General features: G+C 39.2%; 14 protein-coding genes. 7 read left to right on the top strand and 7 right to left on the bottom strand.

Annotation, left to right across the window (positions count from 1 at the left end; all coding sequences use genetic code 11):
* Positions 1–63: 63 nt before the first annotated feature.
* The 3 genes from pstB (at position 64) to BLT94_RS11000 (ending at position 3,176) form a co-directional block, all read left to right on the top strand.
* Positions 64–885 carry a phosphate ABC transporter ATP-binding protein PstB gene (pstB, locus tag BLT94_RS11010; protein WP_051012576.1) on the top strand — a complete coding sequence of 274 codons (822 nt, stop codon included), beginning with the start codon at positions 64–66 and terminating at the stop codon, positions 883–885.
* Positions 886–899: 14 nt separating this feature from the next.
* Complete coding sequence (phoU, locus tag BLT94_RS11005; protein WP_014958555.1) at positions 900–1,571, top strand: phosphate signaling complex protein PhoU; 672 nt, start codon at positions 900–902, stop codon at positions 1,569–1,571.
* A gap of 318 nt (positions 1,572–1,889) precedes the next feature.
* Positions 1,890–3,176, top strand: a complete 1,287-nt coding sequence (locus tag BLT94_RS11000) for an ATP-binding protein (RefSeq protein WP_175530332.1) — start codon at positions 1,890–1,892, stop codon at positions 3,174–3,176.
* A gap of 73 nt (positions 3,177–3,249) precedes the next feature.
* Here the strand turns inward: BLT94_RS11000 and BLT94_RS10995 are convergent, their stop codons facing one another.
* The 3 genes from BLT94_RS10995 to BLT94_RS10985 form a co-directional block, all read right to left on the bottom strand.
* Positions 3,250–5,286: a hybrid sensor histidine kinase/response regulator gene (locus tag BLT94_RS10995; RefSeq protein ID WP_092233939.1), complete on the bottom strand. Its 2,037-nt coding sequence runs from the start codon at positions 5,284–5,286 to the stop codon at positions 3,250–3,252.
* A 192-nt stretch (positions 5,287–5,478) separates the two neighbouring features.
* Positions 5,479–6,387, bottom strand: a complete 909-nt coding sequence (locus tag BLT94_RS10990) for a phosphate/phosphite/phosphonate ABC transporter substrate-binding protein (RefSeq protein ID WP_092233936.1) — start codon at positions 6,385–6,387, stop codon at positions 5,479–5,481.
* The gene (locus BLT94_RS10985; protein ID WP_092233933.1) at positions 6,384–8,702 is read right to left on the bottom strand and encodes a bifunctional diguanylate cyclase/phosphodiesterase; all 2,319 of its coding nucleotides are present in this window, start codon (positions 8,700–8,702) and stop codon (positions 6,384–6,386) included. The genes BLT94_RS10990 and BLT94_RS10985 overlap by 4 nt, the downstream gene beginning before the upstream one ends.
* Before the next feature lie 275 nt (positions 8,703–8,977).
* Here BLT94_RS10985 and BLT94_RS10980 point away from each other — a divergent pair, with 275 nt between their 5' ends.
* Genes BLT94_RS10980 through BLT94_RS10965 form a run of 4 tightly spaced genes read left to right on the top strand, consistent with a single transcriptional unit; the run spans position 8,978 to position 14,898 of the window.
* Positions 8,978–11,476 carry a glycosyltransferase gene (locus BLT94_RS10980; protein ID WP_092233930.1) on the top strand — a complete coding sequence of 833 codons (2,499 nt, stop codon included), beginning with the start codon at positions 8,978–8,980 and terminating at the stop codon, positions 11,474–11,476.
* 12 nt (positions 11,477–11,488) lie between these two features.
* Positions 11,489–12,511 carry an MJ1255/VC2487 family glycosyltransferase gene (locus BLT94_RS10975; RefSeq protein ID WP_092233927.1) on the top strand — a complete coding sequence of 341 codons (1,023 nt, stop codon included), beginning with the start codon at positions 11,489–11,491 and terminating at the stop codon, positions 12,509–12,511.
* 35 nt (positions 12,512–12,546) lie between these two features.
* Positions 12,547–12,960: a TraR/DksA family transcriptional regulator gene (locus tag BLT94_RS10970; RefSeq protein ID WP_092233924.1), complete on the top strand. Its 414-nt coding sequence runs from the start codon at positions 12,547–12,549 to the stop codon at positions 12,958–12,960.
* Positions 12,961–12,996: 36 nt separating this feature from the next.
* Positions 12,997–14,898 (top strand): methyl-accepting chemotaxis protein, encoded by a 1,902-nt coding sequence (locus BLT94_RS10965; RefSeq protein ID WP_092233921.1) that lies wholly within the window; start codon positions 12,997–12,999, stop codon positions 14,896–14,898.
* A gap of 57 nt (positions 14,899–14,955) precedes the next feature.
* On the opposite strand, the gene BLT94_RS10960 is transcribed toward BLT94_RS10965, so the two are convergent.
* The 4 genes from BLT94_RS10960 to phnC form a co-directional block, all read right to left on the bottom strand.
* Positions 14,956–15,873, bottom strand: coding sequence for a sugar phosphate isomerase/epimerase family protein (locus tag BLT94_RS10960; protein WP_092233918.1), 918 nt, complete (start codon positions 15,871–15,873; stop codon positions 14,956–14,958).
* A gap of 112 nt (positions 15,874–15,985) precedes the next feature.
* Positions 15,986–17,554, bottom strand: a complete 1,569-nt coding sequence (gene phnE, locus BLT94_RS10955; protein WP_092233915.1) for a phosphonate ABC transporter, permease protein PhnE — start codon at positions 17,552–17,554, stop codon at positions 15,986–15,988.
* A 1-nt stretch (position 17,555) separates the two neighbouring features.
* Entirely contained in the window at positions 17,556–18,443 is an 888-nt protein-coding gene (phnD, locus tag BLT94_RS10950; protein ID WP_014958544.1) for a phosphonate ABC transporter substrate-binding protein, read from the bottom strand.
* Between the two features lie 31 nt (positions 18,444–18,474).
* Positions 18,475–19,293, bottom strand: coding sequence for a phosphonate ABC transporter ATP-binding protein (gene phnC, locus BLT94_RS10945; RefSeq protein ID WP_092233912.1), 819 nt, complete (start codon positions 19,291–19,293; stop codon positions 18,475–18,477).
* Between the last annotated feature and the right edge of the window lie 7 nt (positions 19,294–19,300).

Genomic DNA, 19,300 nt, shown 5'->3' with positions numbered 1-19,300 from the left:
GAAGCGATGGATAAAATCATGCCCGGGAACCCTCAGGTGAAAAAGGTGGAAAAGGTGAAAAAGATGAAATCCGGACTTGTACCAAAGGATGATCGACGGACTGTTGGAGAAGCAACCGTGGAAAATCCGAGGATGCGGTGTGAAAATATTGATGTGTATTATAATGATGGTGAAAAAAAAGCAATTAATAATATTTCCCTTGATATTGGCTGCAATGAAGTTATTGCAATGATCGGGCCTTCAGGGTGCGGTAAGTCCACTTTTTTAAGAAGTTTGAACCGGATGAATGATACCATTGAAGGGTGTCGCGTAGATGGCAAAATCCTTCTTGACGGTAAAAATATTTATGATAAACAAGTTGATGTGGTGCCTTTAAGGGCACAGGTTGGAATGGTGTTTCAAAAACCCAATCCTTTTCCCAAGTCAATTTATGATAACGTTGCCTATGGCCCTAGAATCCATGGCCTTGTCCAGAACAAGGCTCAGTCTGATGAACTGGTTGAAACATCCTTGAAACGGGCCGGGCTCTGGGAAGAAGTAAAAGACAGACTGGATCAGCCCGGCACCGGGTTGTCAGGGGGGCAGCAGCAGCGGTTGTGCATTGCACGCACCATTGCCGTGGGTCCTGAAGTCATATTGATGGATGAACCCTGCTCCGCGCTGGACCCCATTGCCACTGCCATTATAGAAGATTTGATAGATGAACTAAGACAAGAGTATTCCATTGCCATTGTAACCCATTCCATGCAGCAGGCATCCAGGGTATCCCAGAGGACTGCTTACTTTCATCTTGGTGATTTGATTGAAATCGGTCCCACAGAACAGATTTTTTTAAATCCGCTACATCAATTGACCCAGGATTATATTACAGGACGATTTGGATAATTTGAGGAAATAGTATGCAAGAGCATATCGTAAAATCATTTGACAAGGAAATCAAAAGTCTCAGAGATAAGATCACATTGATGGCAAAAAGCTGTGAAGATCAGATTAATGGGGCTACACAGGCGTTTGTTCATATGGATGCCGAACTTGCACAAAATATTATTAAAGGCGACAGCCATATCAACCGTTTTCAAAGAGAGATTGAAGATAATGCGGTCCGGTTCCTTGCCAAACGCCATCCCCTGGCAGTGGATTTGCGACAAATTTTGTCTGCCATGAAAATTGCTTCGGAACTTGAGCGGATCGGTGATTATACTGCCAATATTGCCAAACGCATTGCTAATTTGTCTGAAAAACCTTTATCAGACGCCTCAGATCTCATCATGAAAATGGCACAAACCTGTAAAATAATGCTTCATGATGCCATTGACGCCTTTTTGAGTTTGAACATTAAACAAGCTGTTGCCGTATGGCAAAAAGACGATGAAATTGACGGTTATTTTTCCGAAATGATGACAATGCTTCAAGAGCAGATGCAGTATGAAACCACAGCCATCAACGACTGTACCCAGCTGATTTTTATGGGAAGATGTTTTGAAAGAATTGGGGATCATATTACAAATATCGCCGAAAATATATACTATGTCGTAACAGGTCAAAACTATATCGACCAGCTTGAAGAATAAATTTTTTTTGGCATCCTGTGCCCATAATGCCAACCTGTTCATAAACCAGTTTTAACCACGACCCCTTCTGATATCATCTGTTGTGATCAAGCACTCTTTTTCTTTGTCGTCATGAGCCGGTAATAGATTAAAGGCTTATAAATAAAGACGATGCAAGAGCAAATCTGTTCTGTGGCAGTTATTTTAAACAAATTTTTAGGCATTTTATAATAAAAGCCAAATATTAATGTGAGAAATAATAATAGATGATTAAATTATATAATCAAAAATCTCTATTGTGGTGCAGGAATTAAGATGAAAACTTTCACAGCAGATTCAATGAATAGGATAAGTTATATCAGTAAAAAAGCATATACAGTGTTGCAAGATGATCCGGTCAGCAGCGTAAAAGAATTTTTTGATAAAAACAAACCTGTAAATGCTGTGGTTGTCGTCCAGGGATCAAAAATCCTGGGGCTTGTGATGAATATACATATGAATTTTTGTTTAAGTCAAAGATATGGCTTTTCCTTGTTTATCAACAAGCCGGTTTGCGCCATAATGGACAAATCCCCAATGATTGTCTGCCATGATGAAAGCATTGAGGATGTGGCATCCAAAGCCATGAAAAGAGAAAGCAATAGGATTTATGACCATATTATAGTTGTTAAAAACGGACATCTTAACGGTATTGTCTCTGTAAAAACCATTTTAAATTTTCTGGTTAAATCCCAAAGAGAACGCACCAATATCCTGGAGCGGTATGCAACTATGCTGGAGCGGGAAGACACTGACAAAAAAAAGGCCATCCAGGGATTAAAAGCATCAAAAATGGAAGCCATCGGTCGGCTTGCCGGTGGTGTTGCTCATGATTTGAATAATATATTGTCCGGCATTATAAATTATCCTGAGCTGATGATGATGGAGCTGCCGGAAAACAGCAATTTGATCAAACCTCTGAAAATCATACAAGCCTCTGGAGAAAGAGCTGCTGCCGTGGTTCAGGATCTGTTGACGTTTTCCAGAAGAGGTAGAGTAAATAAGGATATGCTGAATTTGAACAGCATTGTCTGGCAATGTATTTATTCGCCTGAATTTTTCAGGCTCAAGCTTGAATTTCCCTTAATCAGAATCAAAAACGAACTCGAACCTCAACTTATGGTGATTGAAGGCTCTTGTACTCATTTGAACAAATTAATTGTAAACCTTGTAAATAATTCAGCAGAAGCTATTGAAGGACCGGGCAAGATTATTATTAAAACATTTAATCAATGTTTTGATAACCGTTATCACAAATTGAGCCATTTAAACTCTTTGCCGGGGGATGATTCGGTCCGTCAGGGTGAATATGTGGGATTGTCTGTTTCTGATAACGGCCCTGGTATTTCCAAAGACGACATGGATAAAATATTTGAGCCTTTTTATACAAACAAAAAAATAGACAGGGACGGTCAAGGTTTGGGTATGGCTGTTGTATGGGGAACAGTAAAGGAGCTTGGCGGTTACATTGATGTGTCAAGCAAGCCTGGAAATGGCACTGTTGTTACCATCTTTTTTCCTGCAAAAAAAAGAACCCTTGAGCTGGTTCCGAATGTTTGTTTGTTGGAAAACAGGAAATCCCAGTAATCCCAAGTGCGATTTTTGATCACTATTTTTGATTTTGAATGCAAAATATATTTAAATTCATAATACACGGTGTTCATAATACATGATTTTGAATATGCTTCATAGCCATGCCTGTCCTGCTGTCAAAAATTTCCCTGATGCTTGTTAACAGTTCGTCTTGTAATACCGGTTTCATAAGGATTTTATCCGGTTTAAAATCAATCGTCCTGCTGGTTGCTGTTTTTTTGCTGAATCCGGTACATAATATTATGGGAATAGCGGGCTGTATTTTTTTTATTTCCATGATCAGTTTTTCTCCTGCAAGATTGGGCATGGTCATATCCGTTATCACCATGTCATATATTTCAGGAGAATTGCGAAATGCCTCAAGGGCTTCAATGCTGTTGCTGTAAGAACTGGCCTGATAACCAAAATAGGTCAATATGTTTTTAAACATGATGGTGATATTGATTTCATCATCAACGATAAGAATATGTTCATTACCATTGGGTTTGTAGTTTGATTGAATACGGTGAGCTGTTTGTTTTTTGGGGCTTTTAATGCAGGGTAAATAAATAAAAAAAGAGGTTCCTTTATCAGGAGAGCTGTAAACCATAATTTTCCCGTGATAATCTTTTACAATGCCGTGGATCAAGGCAAGCCCCAAACCTGTTCCCTTGCCTTCTTCCTTGGTTGTAAAATAAGGTTCAAAAATTCTTTTTACTGTGATTTCATCCATCCCGATACCCGTGTCGGTTACTTCAAGGCAAATGTATGAACCAGGTGCAAGATCCGGTGAAGGAACCGCATTTTTTTTTAAATCAACTTCTCTGAGTTTAACCGTCAGCTCTCCGCCTTTTTCTTCCATTGCATGCAAAGCGTTGGTGATCAAATTCATTACAATTTGATGAACCTGGGTAGGATCTGCCATTACCATACCCACATCATTGGGGATATCCGTGAAAATTTTGATGCTGGCAGGCAGGGTGGCCCTTGAAAATTTTAAAAGTTCTTTTATAATTAATTGTACTTTGAGGGGGTGATATTCTTTGTCTGTCTGCCTGCTGAATGTTAAAATTTGTTGGACAAGCTCTTTTGCACGGCATGCTCCGTTTAAAATTCCTTTGATTTGACTTTTCATGGGGTTGTCATGGGGCAGGTCTTGATCAATCATCTGGGCAAACCCAATGACTGGAAATAAGATATTATTAAAATCATGGGCAATACCACCTGCAAGCGTACCAATGGCCTCCATCTTTTGCGATTGCCGCAGCATTGATTCCATTTCCCGACATTCGCTTTCAAGTGTTTTTTTTTCTTTAATCTCGGTTCTCATTCTTTTGAATAATTTTGCATTATCAATGGCAATGGAGGCAAGTTCGGCAAAATGTTCCAGGATCAAGGCGGTTTCCTGTCCGATTTTTTTGCCGTTTACATGATGACTTAGTCCAATGGTTCCTTCAATGTTTGATCCTGATGTTAATGGAACACCGATAATGGATTTGACAAAATTAAATTGAGGATCAGACGTTTTTCCTATCCAGTTTTGATAATCATTTAATAGTATGGATTCCCCGGTTTTCCACACTTTTCCGGAAAGACCTTCACCAGGTTTTAAATTTTTGCCGGTTAATCCTGAATACTTTCCGCAGCCTGCCTTTATCTCCAGAATATGTTCCACAGGGTGATAGATTTGTATGAACCCATCCGGTATTTGAGTTAAATCGGATGCTCTTTTAATGATAGAATTTAAGAGTTTCGATAAATCAAGACGACTGAACATTCCAAGTGAAGTATCATGAAGTACGGACAGATATTTGTTTCTTTTTTTTAATTCTTGTTCTATTTTGTTTGCATGATCAATTTCTTTTTTAAGGATTTGATTGGCCTTTTTTAATTCAACTATCTGTTCTTCAAGATGATCTTTATACAATATTAATTGATCTTCAGATTGTTTTTGCTTTAATACAATTTGTTTGAACTTTGATTTTTGACAGACTGATTCTGATAATTGATTTGTACTTAAAAACAAGTATTCTCTAATTTGTTCAAACTGCTCCAACGGAATTATGTTGCCTTCATCTATTTCATATAGTTCATCTGTTTCATCAGTGCATTGATTGATGTGCATAACCTTTCCTTATTGTTCTCCTAATTTGCATGCAGTTTTATCAAATTTGTTCTTTGCCAGCACTCCCGATGTTACTATATTGATAAAAAATGAGGATAGGATTAATGTCAGGTTTGAATTGTCTTAATGTTTGTTTTGGATTCTATGAGGAAAATTAAGATCTGAACACCGCTGCCGGTCACAGGTAATCGGTTATTTGTTTTTTTGTGTCTGTACGGCAATGATATCATGGATGGCCTGATAATCTTCATTGCAGACTTTCTCAATTCCGGTCAGTTGCATGTTATTTAACATCTGCTCCAGTTGAGGTGATGCTGACGACAGTATAATGTTTTTGATTTGAGTCCTTAATGGCTCATTGACGCTGCCGCCAAATACAAAAGGATCATAATGAATTGGGTTGGAACGCCACAGAATTACAATTTGATCGGGGGGTATAAGCTTTTTTTGAACAGCTTCATCTATTCGGACAGACGCAACAAAAGCTGCGTCAACAAATCCGTTTGCAACTGCCTTGATGGAGCGGTCATGAGAACCTGTGTAAACATGTGTACCGAAGAAGGTTTGCAGCGGCTGTCCAATATGCTTGGAAAATACCATATTCGGAATTATGGCACCAGAGGTGCTTGCCGGGTCAGTTAGGGCGATTTTTTTCCCTTTCAGTTTTTCAATAGTGTCACATCCCGTATGTCTAAGCGTAAAAAGAATAGAATGGTAATAGCTTCCCTGTGGGGTTGTAAAACCTTTTTTAGTGGTAAAGGAGGCAAAGGCATCCACACGGTTATCCCTTGCCCTTGCCTTGGCATATGATGCCGGTCCTAAAATCGCAAAATCAATGGTATGTGAAAGAATACCCTCTATAACGGCTTGGTAGGAATGGGGACGGATGATTTTAATTGGTCTGTAAAGTTTTTCTTCCAACAATTGAAACAGGGGAGCCAGATTTGATATTTGCTGATCTATGTTTTTTTTGGGAATCAATGAAAAAGATAGAGGTGTTTTGATTGTGTTATCAGCATCAGATGACTCAAAAGCAGGGGAAGTTTTATTAAAAAATAATAAACCAAAAAAGATTAAGAATATAATAAAAAAGTTTTTCATGCTGGGATACTCCTTAATGGTGAGATGAGGAATTCACGGATTTGTCTTTCAGGAACCGGACGGCTGAAAAAATAGCCTTGCACCTGATCGCAACCTGCAACTTTAAGATTGACAAGCTGCTCATGGGTTTCTATCCCTGTAGCAACAACAGTCAAATTAAGCTTTTTTGCAAGAACAATTGTTGATAAAATAATGGAGTTGTCATTGAAATTATTTCGAATTTTCTGAATAAAACGGCGGTCTATTTTAAGGGTTCTTATGGGAAGTGAGCTGATACGATTTAGATTGGAAATCCCGTTGCCATTGCCATTGCCAAAGTTATCCAGTGAAATTCTTACGCCTTTGGATAAAAAGATTTCCAGGTTTTCAATGACGTTGTTTTTTCCCTCAATAAAGGCAGTTCGTGTGACTTCGATAGTAATATTTTCCGGTAATAGCTGATTGCGGCTGAGGGTTTCGAAAAAAAGATCGGGATATTTTTTGCTTTTCAGCAGTACGGGAGAAACATTCACAGCCACCGGCACAACTTTCAACCCTGCGGAACGCCATTTGACTATCTGTTGACAGGCAGCCTCAAGTACCCAGTTGTCAAGTGTTGTAATTAAATCGGTATCTTCTGCGGTTTTGATAAAGTCGGATGGGTATACAAGATGATAATCAGGGTGCTGCCAGCGGATCAAGGCTTCCAGCCCAACAACACGGAAGTCTGTAAGCCTTATGATCGGCTGATAGTGCAGTATAAATTCATTATTGGCAATGGCCGACGGCATGCGCTGTTCCAGTCCAAGATCCTGGATGGAAACGGTGTTGAGACTTGTATCAAAGAAACTGTAGAGTCCTCGCCCGGAACGTTTTGAGTTGTACATGGCAGCATCTGCATTTTCAAGCAGGGATTCTATATCTTCACCGTCGCTGGGGAATATGGAGATACCAATGCTTGGACTGGTTGTAACCAGGTGTCCGTCAATATTTTTAAAGGGTTCTGAAACAACAGTGATAATTTTTTCGGCAATAGGAGGAATGTTTTGTTCTGTTTCCAGATTGGCCAGCATGACAACAAACTCATCTCCTCCAAAACGGGCAACAATATCCGATTTGCGTGTGCAATCAACCAGACGTTCTGCAACTGCCTTAAGCAGCAAATCCCCGATGAGATGTCCCAGGGTGTCATTTATGGATTTAAATCTATCCAGATCAATGAAAAGGATGGCATAAACAAACGAGTTACGCTTGCCCAGGGCCAGGCTTTTCTTTGCCAGGGAAATAAACAGACGCCTGTTATAAAGACCTGTTAAAGGGTCGAAAGATGCTTCGTTAACGGCAGTCTGATGTTTTTGCTCCAGTTGTACGATCAGCTCATTGTTTTTTGCATTGGAAGCCTTCAGCTCAATCAGATATTGCTGCTTTTTGTTTATCATTTTGCATAACAGCCAAAGGCCGATAAAACAGAAACATGTGAGAATCGAAAGGCTCCAAATCTGTTGTTTTGTATTTTGATAAAAACTTAAAAAAAATTCTTTCAATTCCTGGCTGACGGTAATAATGAAAGGATAGTTCCTGACATGTTTGTAGGAGAAACAGTATTCTTCCTGACCGGGAAATTGTAAAATTTTTGAGCCGGAAACGTTTTGCATGTAAGCAACCGTCGGTTTTTCAGACAATGAGCTTTCAATGATCAGGCCACCGTTTTCAAAGCGAATAAGCTTTTTGCACTGCTTGTTGAAGATGGTAATGTTTCCTTTTTTGCCTATATCAATATCCCGGAAAAGATTAAGAATATATCCGATATCCAACTCAAGAAGCATTGCTCCTTGTATGTTTTTCCCTTGTTTCAGTGGAAACAATATTGGCATTTGCCAGGAAGTTTTCATGGAATCAATCTGGCAATTAAGGATCATTGCTTTATGATTAATCGCCATCTCATTAATATGTTGCTTGATATGCTCCTTATTTTCTGGGGGGAGCTTACGGGGTGAGGATTGATAAAACGTTTCTCCTGATAGTCTATAAAGAACGACTCTGTTGAAGGTACGTTCTCCGTTAATAAAGTTGGTAATATCGTTCAAGGATTTTTGCTGGTGATCGGAAAACCATTTCTGGGCGAGCAATTCAATGGGCCTCTTTTGCTCCAAAGCCTGAAACATATTTTCTGTAAGTATACCGATTATGTTGTTTTGTTCCCGTTTCAGGTTATGTAAAAGAAAATTTTTACTTTTATGAAGCTGGTTTAAGGTCAACCCCCATATCAGCATAGCGATAAAACAGCAAAAGAAAATCAGACCTGATTGCAATTCACTATGTTTTTTGTCTTTCATTTTTTTTGTCTATAATAATACCTTTTCTATTCTCACCTGATTTCCCGGTCAGGGTATTCAAGTCAGCTTCAATGGTATAATCCTGTTTGGTTAAAAACTTACGAACAATTCAATCACAAGACATAATTTATACAAGACAATTTATAAAGTAAGAAAAAAGGAAGAACAATAGTTTATTCCAGGTTTTATCAATTTAAAATGATTTCTTAATTCAATTCTCATATGTTTTTTTTAAAAGTAGTTGAATTTAATAAATTGTGGCTTCAGGAGGAAAAATGATAGCAGATCTTCATGTCCATTCAAAAGCATCTAAAAGACCCTCGGAATGGTTTTTAAAAAAAGTAAACGCAAGAGAATCTTATACTGATATTGACACTTTGTATAAAATTGCAAAACAAAACAAAATGGATTTTGTTACAGTAACGGATCATAACACCATTGAGGGCGGACTTGAGCTGATCCAAAAATATCCGGATGATACTTTTTTAAGCGTGGAAGTTACGACATATTTTCCGGAAAATAATTGTAAAATTCATGTTCTTGTATTTGATATCACACCAGAGGAATTTTTAAATATAGAGGCGATACGCCATAATATTTATTTTTTTAGAGATTATTTAAAGGCTCAGGATATTGCTTACTCTGTTGCTCATGGATTTTATAATGTTAATCAAAAATTGAGTATTGAGATTCTTGAAAAATTGATTCTTTTGTTTGATGTTTTTGAAGGGTTAAATGGTGCCAGAAACAGACATTATAATGAAATATGGAAGGAGGTTTTAGAAAATTTAACCCCGGATATGATTAAAGATTTGTCTGAAAAGCACAAGCTAAAGCCCATTAGTGATACTCCGTGGATAAAAGGATTTACCGGTGGTTCAGATGACCATGCAGGACTGTTTATAGGCCTGACAGCAACAGTCAGCAATGGTGCTGTGTCAAAAAAACATTTTATTGCACAGATTAAAGACAAAAAAACATATTGCAAGGGCAGGTGCAATGATTATAAATCTTTTGCCTTTTCAATTTATAAAATTTTTTGTGATTATTCTTCTAATGGGCGGAAAAACTCTCCCGGCGGGATAATGTCCTTTTTTAATGACGTTGTATTTGAAGACCGGCAAAGCCGTTTGAAAAAATGGATCACGTTAAGAAAAATCAAAAAGGGCAAACAAATAAAAGATAAAATTATTTTAAAATTTTTTGAAGATTTGCACAATTGGTCCCATAACAAAAATTTGGATATGGAAACCAAAATAGAAAGTATCTATCACAGCATGGGACAATTGCTGGACGAATTTTTCAAAATGCTTCTGGAATCATTTGTAAATGATTTTTCCAAAGGTGATATTGGAAAATTATTTAAAAACTTAATGTCTGCCCTTCCTGCTTTGTTTGTAAGTTTTCCTTTTTTCTCATCTTTGCGTCACCTGTCGCAGGACAGGGATATGATTCTTTCATTAAAAAAAAAATGCAATGGAAACGATACATTATCTGATAAAAAGGTTTTATGGTTTTCAGATACTATAAATGATCTCAACGGTGTGTCAGTAACTTTGAACAGCTTTAGAGAACAGATTGTAAAAAGAGATCTCAATGTTAGTTTTGTAACCTGTGTTTCCAAAAAGCATGGGCCGGACAAATCAAATGAATCCAATATCATGTACCTGCCGTGCATATATAGCGTTACACCTGAATTTTATGCATCCTGTTCTTTGAATTTTCCATCTCTTCTGGCTTCCATGGAAATGATTTATCAGTATAGGCCGGATCAAATCATTGTTTCAACACCCGGGCCGGTTGGCATATTAGGCATGATTATGGCCGGGCTTCTGGGAATCGACTGTGTTTCAATTTACCATACCGATTTTGCCGCCCAGGCAGAGTATCTTTTTGAAGATGAAGCCCTGGTCGGATTGATCCAGGTTTGCATCAACCGGTTTTATTCTTTTTCAAACCGGATAAAAGTGCCGACAAACGAGTATATTAAAATCTTGTCACAACAAAATTATGCAATGGATAAAATGAGTATTTTTAAACGCGGGTTTACTGTGGAAGATTTTAAGCTGTCTTTATCCTGGAAAAAAGCCTTTAAAAAAGAAAAAGGCATTAAAAGCGGTACAACATTGATGTGGGCCGGCAGAGTCAGTAAAGATAAAAACCTTGAGTTTTTGATTGATGCCTATCAAAAAGCATGTGAAAAAATTCCTGATTTAAATCTTGTTTTGTGCGGCAATGGCCCTGATTTTGAATTTTTCAAATCACTTTGCCAACCTTTTGATAGAATTCATTTGAAAGGGTATGTGGAAAATAAAGAACTTCAGCAATACTATGAAATATCGGATCTCTTTGTTTTTCCAAGCACCACGGATATCTTTGGCATGGTTGTTTTAGAAGCCCAGGCCAAAGGTCTTTTTGCTCTTGTAACTGATGTGGGCGGTCCCAGGGAAATTATAGAAAGCGGTGTAACAGGAAAAGTTTTGAGTCTTTCTGATGCAGATGCATGGGTGGAGCAGATTTGTTCCGTTCACACCATGAAATCTGAGTGTCCAAACGATTTTGCTATGATGAGAGCAGCCTGTCAGGATCGAATAAAAAATCAATACAGCTGGGATGAGGCTTTAAATGATATTTTGGGCGGCACCAAAAAAATGAAATCAGCCATTTCCAGCCCAACTATTCCCAGACCAGCCATTCCCAGACCGGATATTGCCCTGGAAAATGATATGGTTTGTTTGAAATCAGAACGGATTTTAAAAAAAAATGTAGCCTGAGGCAGGTTTGATATGAGAATCTTATACGGCATACAAGGTACGGGCAATGGTCACATGACCCGGGCAACTCAGATCATTGATGAATTACAAAAAAAAAGTGTCATAGTGGATGTTATCTTCAGCGGCTGTGGCAAAGATAAATTTTATGATCCATCAATTATCAGTCCTGTGGGATTTTATAAGGGGTTTACCTTTTCCATTAAAAAGGGAGGTATCCAGATTTTTCATACGGCAAAAAACTTGTCTGTAGGTCAGTTTGCAAGAGATGTTCTGTCATTTGATGCATCTGGCTATGATCTTGTCATAACTGATTTTGAACCTGTCGCGTCAATGATTGCCAAAAAAAATAAAATTCCCAGTATCGGCATAGCCCATCAATATGCTTTCTTACATGATGTTCCCATGGATCGGTCCAATTTTATCGCCCATATGATTATTAAACATTTTGCACCGGCTGATTATACAATTGGTATGCACTGGCACCATTTTAATCAGCCCATAGTCCCTCCTGTTATTCCAACCTGTTTTAAAGCGTCCAACGTAACGGATGAAAAGCTTATTCTTGTCTACTTGCCTTTTGAGGACAAAGATCATGTCCGGGCATTTTTAAAGCCGTTTTCAAGGTTTACATTTGCCGTATATGGCGGGACCAGAAAAATGTCTGAAATTAAAGAGGATAATGTCATTTGGCACCCGTTTTCCAAAACAACATTTTATGATGATCTTGCGGCATGTTCGGGTGTGATCTGCAACGCAGGATTTGAACTGCCTGCCGAAGCTATTTTTCTGGGTAAAAAAATATTGGTAAAGCCTTTGAAAGGTCAGTTTGAACAGGTGTCCAATGCCATGGCTCTGGAAATCTTAAATTCAGGAATGGTTATGAATTCATTGGACAAAAATAAATTGAACCTATGGCTGAGCCAATCTTCAAAAATAAAAAGAGAGTATCCCAACGTGGCCGGTCGGATTTCCCAATGGGTATTGAATGGAAATTGGTCGGATACAAAACAATTGATCAGCAAAACCTGGAATTAAAACGTTAAATCATACAATGTAAGGAGAAGAAAATCATGGAAACAACAAAAACCATGGATATTCATTATTGTTTAAACAATGAATCTTATATGAATGAAAACCAGTTGGTCTATTTTAAAAACAAGTTAAGCTGGCTTAAAATGGAACTGATTGAAAAAATACACCAGACTAAAAGGCAAATCAAAACAACGGGATCTGCCCACCCTGACATTCTTGATCGCAGTAATTCATTGGTTGATATTGAACAGCAGCTTTGGGTTCAGGAACGCAATACCAGTCTGGTCAAACAAATTGATGCAGCTTTAAGAAGAATTGAAGACGGCAGTTTCGGGTATTGCCAGATCACCGGCGATAAAATCGGTTTGAGGCGGCTTGAAGCATTACCGTTTACAAATCTTTCAGTTCAGGCACTAGAACAAATTGAAATGATCCCGCAAAAGGTTTTTTAGCCTTGATTTTTACCTGGAACCATAAGGAAAATACCAATGAAATTCAGCTTGAAAAATAAATTTTTAGTTCCTACTGTGGCGGCAGTTATTGTTTGTTTGGCTGCAATATTTTTTATGTCATACTTGAAATCAAGCAAGGCCCTTGAAAATGCCATATCCGATCAACTGGGGTATGTGTCTGATTCAATCTCAAAGCAATTGAGCAGTTGGATAATGGAGCGGAAAAATGATGCGGTTAATTTCAGCAGGGAAGATATATTTCAAAATGCAGCATATGAATCTTTACGCCATGGGGGGGAGCATAAAACAGCAAGCCTTCGTTTGAAAAAGATCATAGAAAATAATGCATTTTTTGAACTCATTGCTTTGGCAGATAACCAAGGCGAAATTATTGCCTCCTCTGATTCCAGCCATATCGGAACCATGAATGTTTCGGATCGAAATTATTTTAAGCAATCCATGTCCGGAAACGTATCGGTTTCAGGAGTCATAAAAAGTAAAATATCAGGGAAACCGATTTTTTGCATTGCTTCTCCTGTAAAGCAAAACAATATAATAGCCGGTGTTTTGTTTGAAGCTGTTGATTTGAACCATTTTATCAAAACATTTGTTGATTCAGAACAGGTTGAGGGCCTCAGATATACATATATCATTGACAATGCCGGAAACGTGATAGCCCATCCTGACAAATCAAAAATTTTAACATTTAATGTTCGCCGATATGATTTTGGCTATCATATGATGGAAAAAAGAAGCGGTCTGATACATTATGCCTATGACGGTATTGATAAAATAGCGGCATTTACAGAAGAAGCAACCATGCGTTGGATTGTGGCGTCTACTGCAAACAAGTCTGAAGTCTTTGCTCCCGTCACACAGATTCGCAATATGAATATCATTATGGGAATTGCCTGTGTGATCATTATTGGCGGCATAATGTTTTTGATTACAAGGTCAGTTGTCAATCCGATTAATAGAATCATCAAGGGAATGGGAGAAGGGGCAAGGCAGGTGGCGTCTGCTTCGAGCCAGGTGTCTTCCACCAGCCGGTCCCTTGCTTTGGGGGCATCACAACAGGCGGCCTCCATAGAAGAAACTTCTTCGTCAATTGAAGAGATGTCTTCTATGACAAAAAAGACTGCTGAAAATTCAAGCCATGCCGATCACTTGATGAAAGAGGCCAATAAAGTGGTTGCAGCGGCAAATTACTCTATGGATCAGCTTACCCATTCCATGGATGATATTTCAAAGTCCAGTAACAAAACTTCTAAAATCATTAAAACTATTGATGAAATTGCTTTCCAGACAAATCTTCTTGCCCTGAATGCTGCGGTTGAAGCTGCCCGGGCAGGAGAGGCCGGAGTCGGTTTTGCAGTTGTTGCAGATGAGGTCAGGAATCTTGCCATGAGAGCTGCCGGTGCTGCAAAAGATACGGCAGATTTGATCGAGGATACAATAAAAAAGGTTGATGCCGGCTCAGCCCTTGTTTTAAAAACCTGTGATTCTTTTAATGACGTTGCTAAAAGTACAGACAAGGTTGGGCAATTGGTTGTTGAGATTTCAGAAGCCTCCCATGAGCAATCCCATGGTATTGAACAGGTAACCGCGGCAATTTTTGATATAGACAAGGTGGTTCAGCAGGCTGCCACTGATGCTGATGAATCTGCTTTTGCAGCCGAACAAATGAATGCCCAGGCTGAACATTTGAGAGAATATATGAACGATCTTGCTCTGCTGATTTCGGGAAAAAATATGCCGGGGCAGGATAAGGCGACGGCGGCAAACTCTCAAAAACACATAAAATCATCATTAGAACAAAAAAAGGCGCTTGTAAACCGGCAAAATGAAGTAAGTGCCGATCAGGTTATAACCTTTGATGCAAAGGACGAGTTTAAAGATTGTTCCCTTGGTTTCAACAATATGATAACTCAATCATAGTTTTTGATACAAAAAAACGTCTGCCTAATTAAGCTTGAACACACTGTGAAAAATATTTCAGATGTGTTCAAGCATTGCAGATAGATTTTCTGCTGATTCTTTTATATGGTTAAAATATCGGCTGCGCAGCTCCATCATCAATAAGCCCTTGTATACCGGTAAAATTATTTCCATAATACGTGCAATGGGAATTTTTCCCCAACCAACCGGCATGTGGGAGTCTCCTTTGCCAAAAGGAAGCTGATGGGTCTGCTGTTTTTCATAATGGTTTACCACACCGCCAAAGTTATCATGGATATGGGTATGTGCGATTAAATCCTTGATGTTTGAGACGGCTTTTACAGGGTCATAGTTGTAGAATGTGGAGGTCATGTAAAGATGCCCCAAATCAAGATTGATTTTTACATTTTCTTTGTTGATGCACAGAACTTGATGTTTTAAATCCGGGATAAATTCAGCATAAGTATAAGGGCTTTGATTCAGATAGGGCCGTGCATTTTCCATGGCAATGATGATATCAGGGTATTGATCTGCAATGGTCTGCAGCAGCAAAGCTTCTTGCTCAAGAAGATCATTTTTTTGTTTTTGCGAAATGCTTGGTACAGAAGAAAGGCCAAACCATTCTTCGGGTATGAATCGACCCGGATGAACAACAACAACGGTAGCACCAGCTTGTTGTGCAAATTCAAGAGATGCCAGCAGAACATCTGAATGGAGATCAGGATTTTCTTTGTCCATAAGGTTCAATGGATTGGGGGCGTGAACAGAATATTGAAAGTCAAACTCTTTTAAAATTCCCAATATCTCTTGTACCCGCCTTTGGTGAAGCTTTCCGTTTATGATGGCATCAAGCCCGTGAACAGGCAGTTCTATCGCATGAATCCCCATTTTTTTTATCTCTTCAAGGTCTGTTTGAAATTTATCCATACAGCCGTCAATTCTCACTTCATCAATTTTTGAGCCGATCCGGTTCATAAAAAGGTTCCTTTTTTTTTATATGAAAGTCTTCATAAATCCAAATAGTGACTTTCATGTTTTTTTGTGGGCAAATCTGAGCGAAAGACCAGGTCTGCCCGTGGCAGTGCAGTTATATGAATTTCATTCTGATTTTTCCGCAAAAATGGTCAATAATCCCAACCGTCATAATAATGATGATCATCATGGTGCAAACTTCTCTGAATAAATAACCGTTCAGCTTATCAAAAATCAAAAATCCAATGCCTCCTGCACCGACAAATCCCAGAATAGCAGCACTTCGAACATTGGATTCAAATCTTAGCAGGGTATAAGAGACTAAAACCGGCATGATCTGTGGCATAACGGAAAAGGCAATGATCTGGAAAGCACCGGCTCCCGTAGATGTGAGGGCTTCCACCTGACCGGATTCAATTGCTTCAATCTGTTCGGAAAAGACTTTTCCTAAAATTCCAAATGTATGAATCCATAGTGCCAGAATACCGGCATAGGGCCCAAGTCCTATAACGGCGACAAAAATAAGGGCCATGACAAATTCGTTGAATCCCCGGCATGAATCCAGAAAACGCCGGACAAAAAAGGTGATGCTGCTGCGTATTGATCTGGATTTGAGATCTTCTGATGAAATGATTAATTTCAGTGTGTTTTTGGCTGCAAAAAAAGAGATCGGAATGGCACAGATAACTGCCAGCAATGTTCCCCATATTGCAATGGCAACTGTTTCAATCAAAGCAATGATATAACCCCTTATTTTGGGCAAAGATGTTTCAGGCGGAAAATATCCCCCACGCTTGTCAATTAATGCGTTTTTTCTGGCCTCGTTTTTAATGAGTTGTTTTTCTTGTTCCTCCATTTGTGCAAGCAGTTTTTGTTTAACAGCATCTCTTTCTTTTGCTTTTTGTTCAGCATTCGGCTGTTGTGAAAATACAACATCCCGGTATTTATTGGACATGAATTCTCTTGCCAGGCCTGCAGCCTCAATTTCCAGGGCACGTTTTTCCTGGTTGTTTATGTATTCCATATCACTTTGGGATAATTGCCTGCCAAACAGATACTCTTTGGCATTGCCCCTGTTTTCCCAGAGTTTTGTCGGACTGACATCGCACCATGCATAGGTGATGATAAGAACGGTAAACAAAGACAGTATCATGCCAAAACGTTTATATTCAATGCTGACAGCAGGTTCCTGAATAATGTGTCTGTAAAAATTCTGATTTTTTTCAATTGTCTGGTATTGGTTTTTATAAAAAAAAGGTAGCAGGCAAAGGATACAGATACCGGCAAAATTTAGAATCAATCCCGGCCCCAGGTCTTTGAGCGGATGGAAAAAAATCATGCTCGTATCCATGTTCAGTTTTATGATCTCCATGGCCGGAGATGATAAGCTTATCATTAGTACCCCTGAATCCTTGAATATCAAGACGGATATCAATATCTCCAAAATCAGGATTCCTGCCATACCAGGATAAAGAATTTGATACGGCCTTGGTCTTTTGTTTATCAGAACCGGCACAACGGCTGCAATTCCTGATATGGGGAGAATAAATAAAAAGGCATGTCCGAGCGTGGCAAAAAAAAGACCTGAGAAAAAAAAAGGTGTCTTAACCAGCCAGGGCAGAAAAAAACCTGCCACAAGCATTGATCCAGCAATGGCAACCCATATTCTGTATCCTTTTGTCATGTTAATTGCCTTTCTTTTCCTGAAGTTTGGCTTTCAGACGTTTCATATAGCGGACAACATCATAGGTTGTATCATCCACAGGGGCATAGCCGCCTGTCTGGAGTTTGTCAAGCCCGCTTTTATTAAAATTAAATGACATTAAAGCACCTGTAAATGCGGCTTTCAAGCTTTCCGGCAGATCTTTTCTTCCGCACATGGGGGAACCTGGGATCAGTTCGGACTTCCAGATAATATTAAAATCATCTTGGGAAACCGCCCCTTTTTCCGTCATTCGGTCCAGATCAATGTTGTTGGTGGCTGCAACCTGAATTTTATTGTTTTTAACAGCCAGAATACTGGCACCATGAGAACCTGAAAAGGAGACTTCCCTGAAAAGTTTTTCAGGCGGTGTTTCAAGGTCTCTATAGAAAAGAACGCTTGGAACAAGGCAGCCGGAGGTTGAGTTGGGGTCTGTAAACGCAAAGGTTTTGGTTTTGTCTGTGGCCTGGTCCATGGTTGTGATATTTGATTTTTTATTTGTTATGATCACACCATAGTAGCCTTTGGCCCCATTTTTATTCAGCTCTAATGCAAGGGCCTGGGCATTGGCGCGTGCTGATGCTTCAACATAGCTTTTAGGTCCAAAGTATGCAAAATCAATGTGCTTATGGGCCATGGCAGTTATGATGCCGGCATAATCGGACGCTGAAAATGGTTCTACTTTCAGGCCCAGGCAGTTTTCAAGATGATCAATCAGTGGCTTGAAACGCGTTTTTATGTCCGCACCTCCTTCAGTTGGTATTAACCCAAGCTTGATTTTATCAGGCCAGTTTTGGCTGGCAAGTCCGTTTCCGCCTGCAATCAGAGTAAAAAAAAATACGGTAATAATAATTTTTAAAATGCTTTTCATGGTTTTTCTCCTTAAAATAATTGATAAATTACTAAGCTGCTGCAACCTGTTTTAGTTCATTGGTACAAACCGCTGATTCAAACTGGGTGCCGTAAATGGTTCTTGCAATGTCCAGGCTGAAATCATCCACTTGTCCATTGAACATAAGATTTCCTTCCTGAATACCAATAATCCGTGTGGCAAATTGCCGGGCAAGGTCAACCTGATGAAGATTGACAATGACCGGAATATTTTTGGATTCACTGATCTGCTTTAAAATGCCTAAAACCCTTTGCGAACTGGCCGGGTCAAGGCTGGCAACGGGTTCGTCCGCAAGAATCACTTCAGGTTCCTGGGCAAGTGTTCTTGCAATGGCTACTCTTTGCTGCTGCCCTCCTGAAAGACTGTCCGACCTTTTGGGTGCAAGGTGTTCAATTCCAACCCGTTTTAATGCATCAAAGGCTTTTTGTTTGTTTGTTTCATTGAAAAACCGGAAAATTGATGCAGTACACCAGAAAGGATTGCTTGTATGACTAAGACGTCCGGCCAGAACATTTTCAAATACCGTTAATCTCGGGATAAGGTTGAATTGCTGGAATATCATACCAACATCACTTCTAAGCCGCCTTAATGCCTGGCCTCTGCATTGAGTGATATCTTTTCCATTGACCAGAACTTGCCCGGTACTTTTATTGATCAAACGGTTCATGCACCGAAGCAGGGTGGATTTGCCTGCACCGGAAGGGCCTAAAACAGCCACCATCTCTCCTTTTTTTACCTGGAAAGATACATCGTTAACTGCTTTTATATTGCCGGGATAAATTTTTGTAAGATTGTTTACTTGTAAAACAGGCTGGGATTCTTGTTCCATTGTTATT

It is taken from the genome of Desulfobacula phenolica (genome assembly GCF_900105645.1).
Taxonomy (GTDB): domain Bacteria; phylum Desulfobacterota; class Desulfobacteria; order Desulfobacterales; family Desulfobacteraceae; genus Desulfobacula; species Desulfobacula toluolica.
The sequence above is the reverse complement of the archived record's forward strand: the minus strand, read 5'-3'. Positions and strand labels throughout refer to the sequence as shown.

What these genes read in the sequence shown, in the direction of transcription:
- pstB (WP_051012576.1), top strand. Translation starts at nt 64, where the DNA reads ATGAAATCCGGACTTGTACCAAAGGATGATCGACGGACTGTTGGAGAA.
- phoU (WP_014958555.1), top strand. Translation starts at nt 900, where the DNA reads ATGCAAGAGCATATCGTAAAATCATTTGACAAGGAAATCAAAAGTCTC.
- BLT94_RS11000 (WP_175530332.1), top strand. Translation starts at nt 1,890, where the DNA reads ATGAATAGGATAAGTTATATCAGTAAAAAAGCATATACAGTGTTGCAA.
- BLT94_RS10995 (WP_092233939.1), bottom strand. Translation starts at nt 5,286, where the DNA reads ATGCACATCAATCAATGCACTGATGAAACAGATGAACTATATGAAATA.
- BLT94_RS10990 (WP_092233936.1), bottom strand. Translation starts at nt 6,387, where the DNA reads ATGAAAAACTTTTTTATTATATTCTTAATCTTTTTTGGTTTATTATTT.
- BLT94_RS10985 (WP_092233933.1), bottom strand. Translation starts at nt 8,702, where the DNA reads ATGAAAGACAAAAAACATAGTGAATTGCAATCAGGTCTGATTTTCTTT.
- BLT94_RS10980 (WP_092233930.1), top strand. Translation starts at nt 8,978, where the DNA reads ATGATAGCAGATCTTCATGTCCATTCAAAAGCATCTAAAAGACCCTCG.
- BLT94_RS10975 (WP_092233927.1), top strand. Translation starts at nt 11,489, where the DNA reads ATGAGAATCTTATACGGCATACAAGGTACGGGCAATGGTCACATGACC.
- BLT94_RS10970 (WP_092233924.1), top strand. Translation starts at nt 12,547, where the DNA reads ATGGAAACAACAAAAACCATGGATATTCATTATTGTTTAAACAATGAA.
- BLT94_RS10965 (WP_092233921.1), top strand. Translation starts at nt 12,997, where the DNA reads ATGAAATTCAGCTTGAAAAATAAATTTTTAGTTCCTACTGTGGCGGCA.
- BLT94_RS10960 (WP_092233918.1), bottom strand. Translation starts at nt 15,873, where the DNA reads ATGAACCGGATCGGCTCAAAAATTGATGAAGTGAGAATTGACGGCTGT.
- phnE (WP_092233915.1), bottom strand. Translation starts at nt 17,554, where the DNA reads ATGACAAAAGGATACAGAATATGGGTTGCCATTGCTGGATCAATGCTT.
- phnD (WP_014958544.1), bottom strand. Translation starts at nt 18,443, where the DNA reads ATGAAAAGCATTTTAAAAATTATTATTACCGTATTTTTTTTTACTCTG.
- phnC (WP_092233912.1), bottom strand. Translation starts at nt 19,293, where the DNA reads ATGGAACAAGAATCCCAGCCTGTTTTACAAGTAAACAATCTTACAAAA.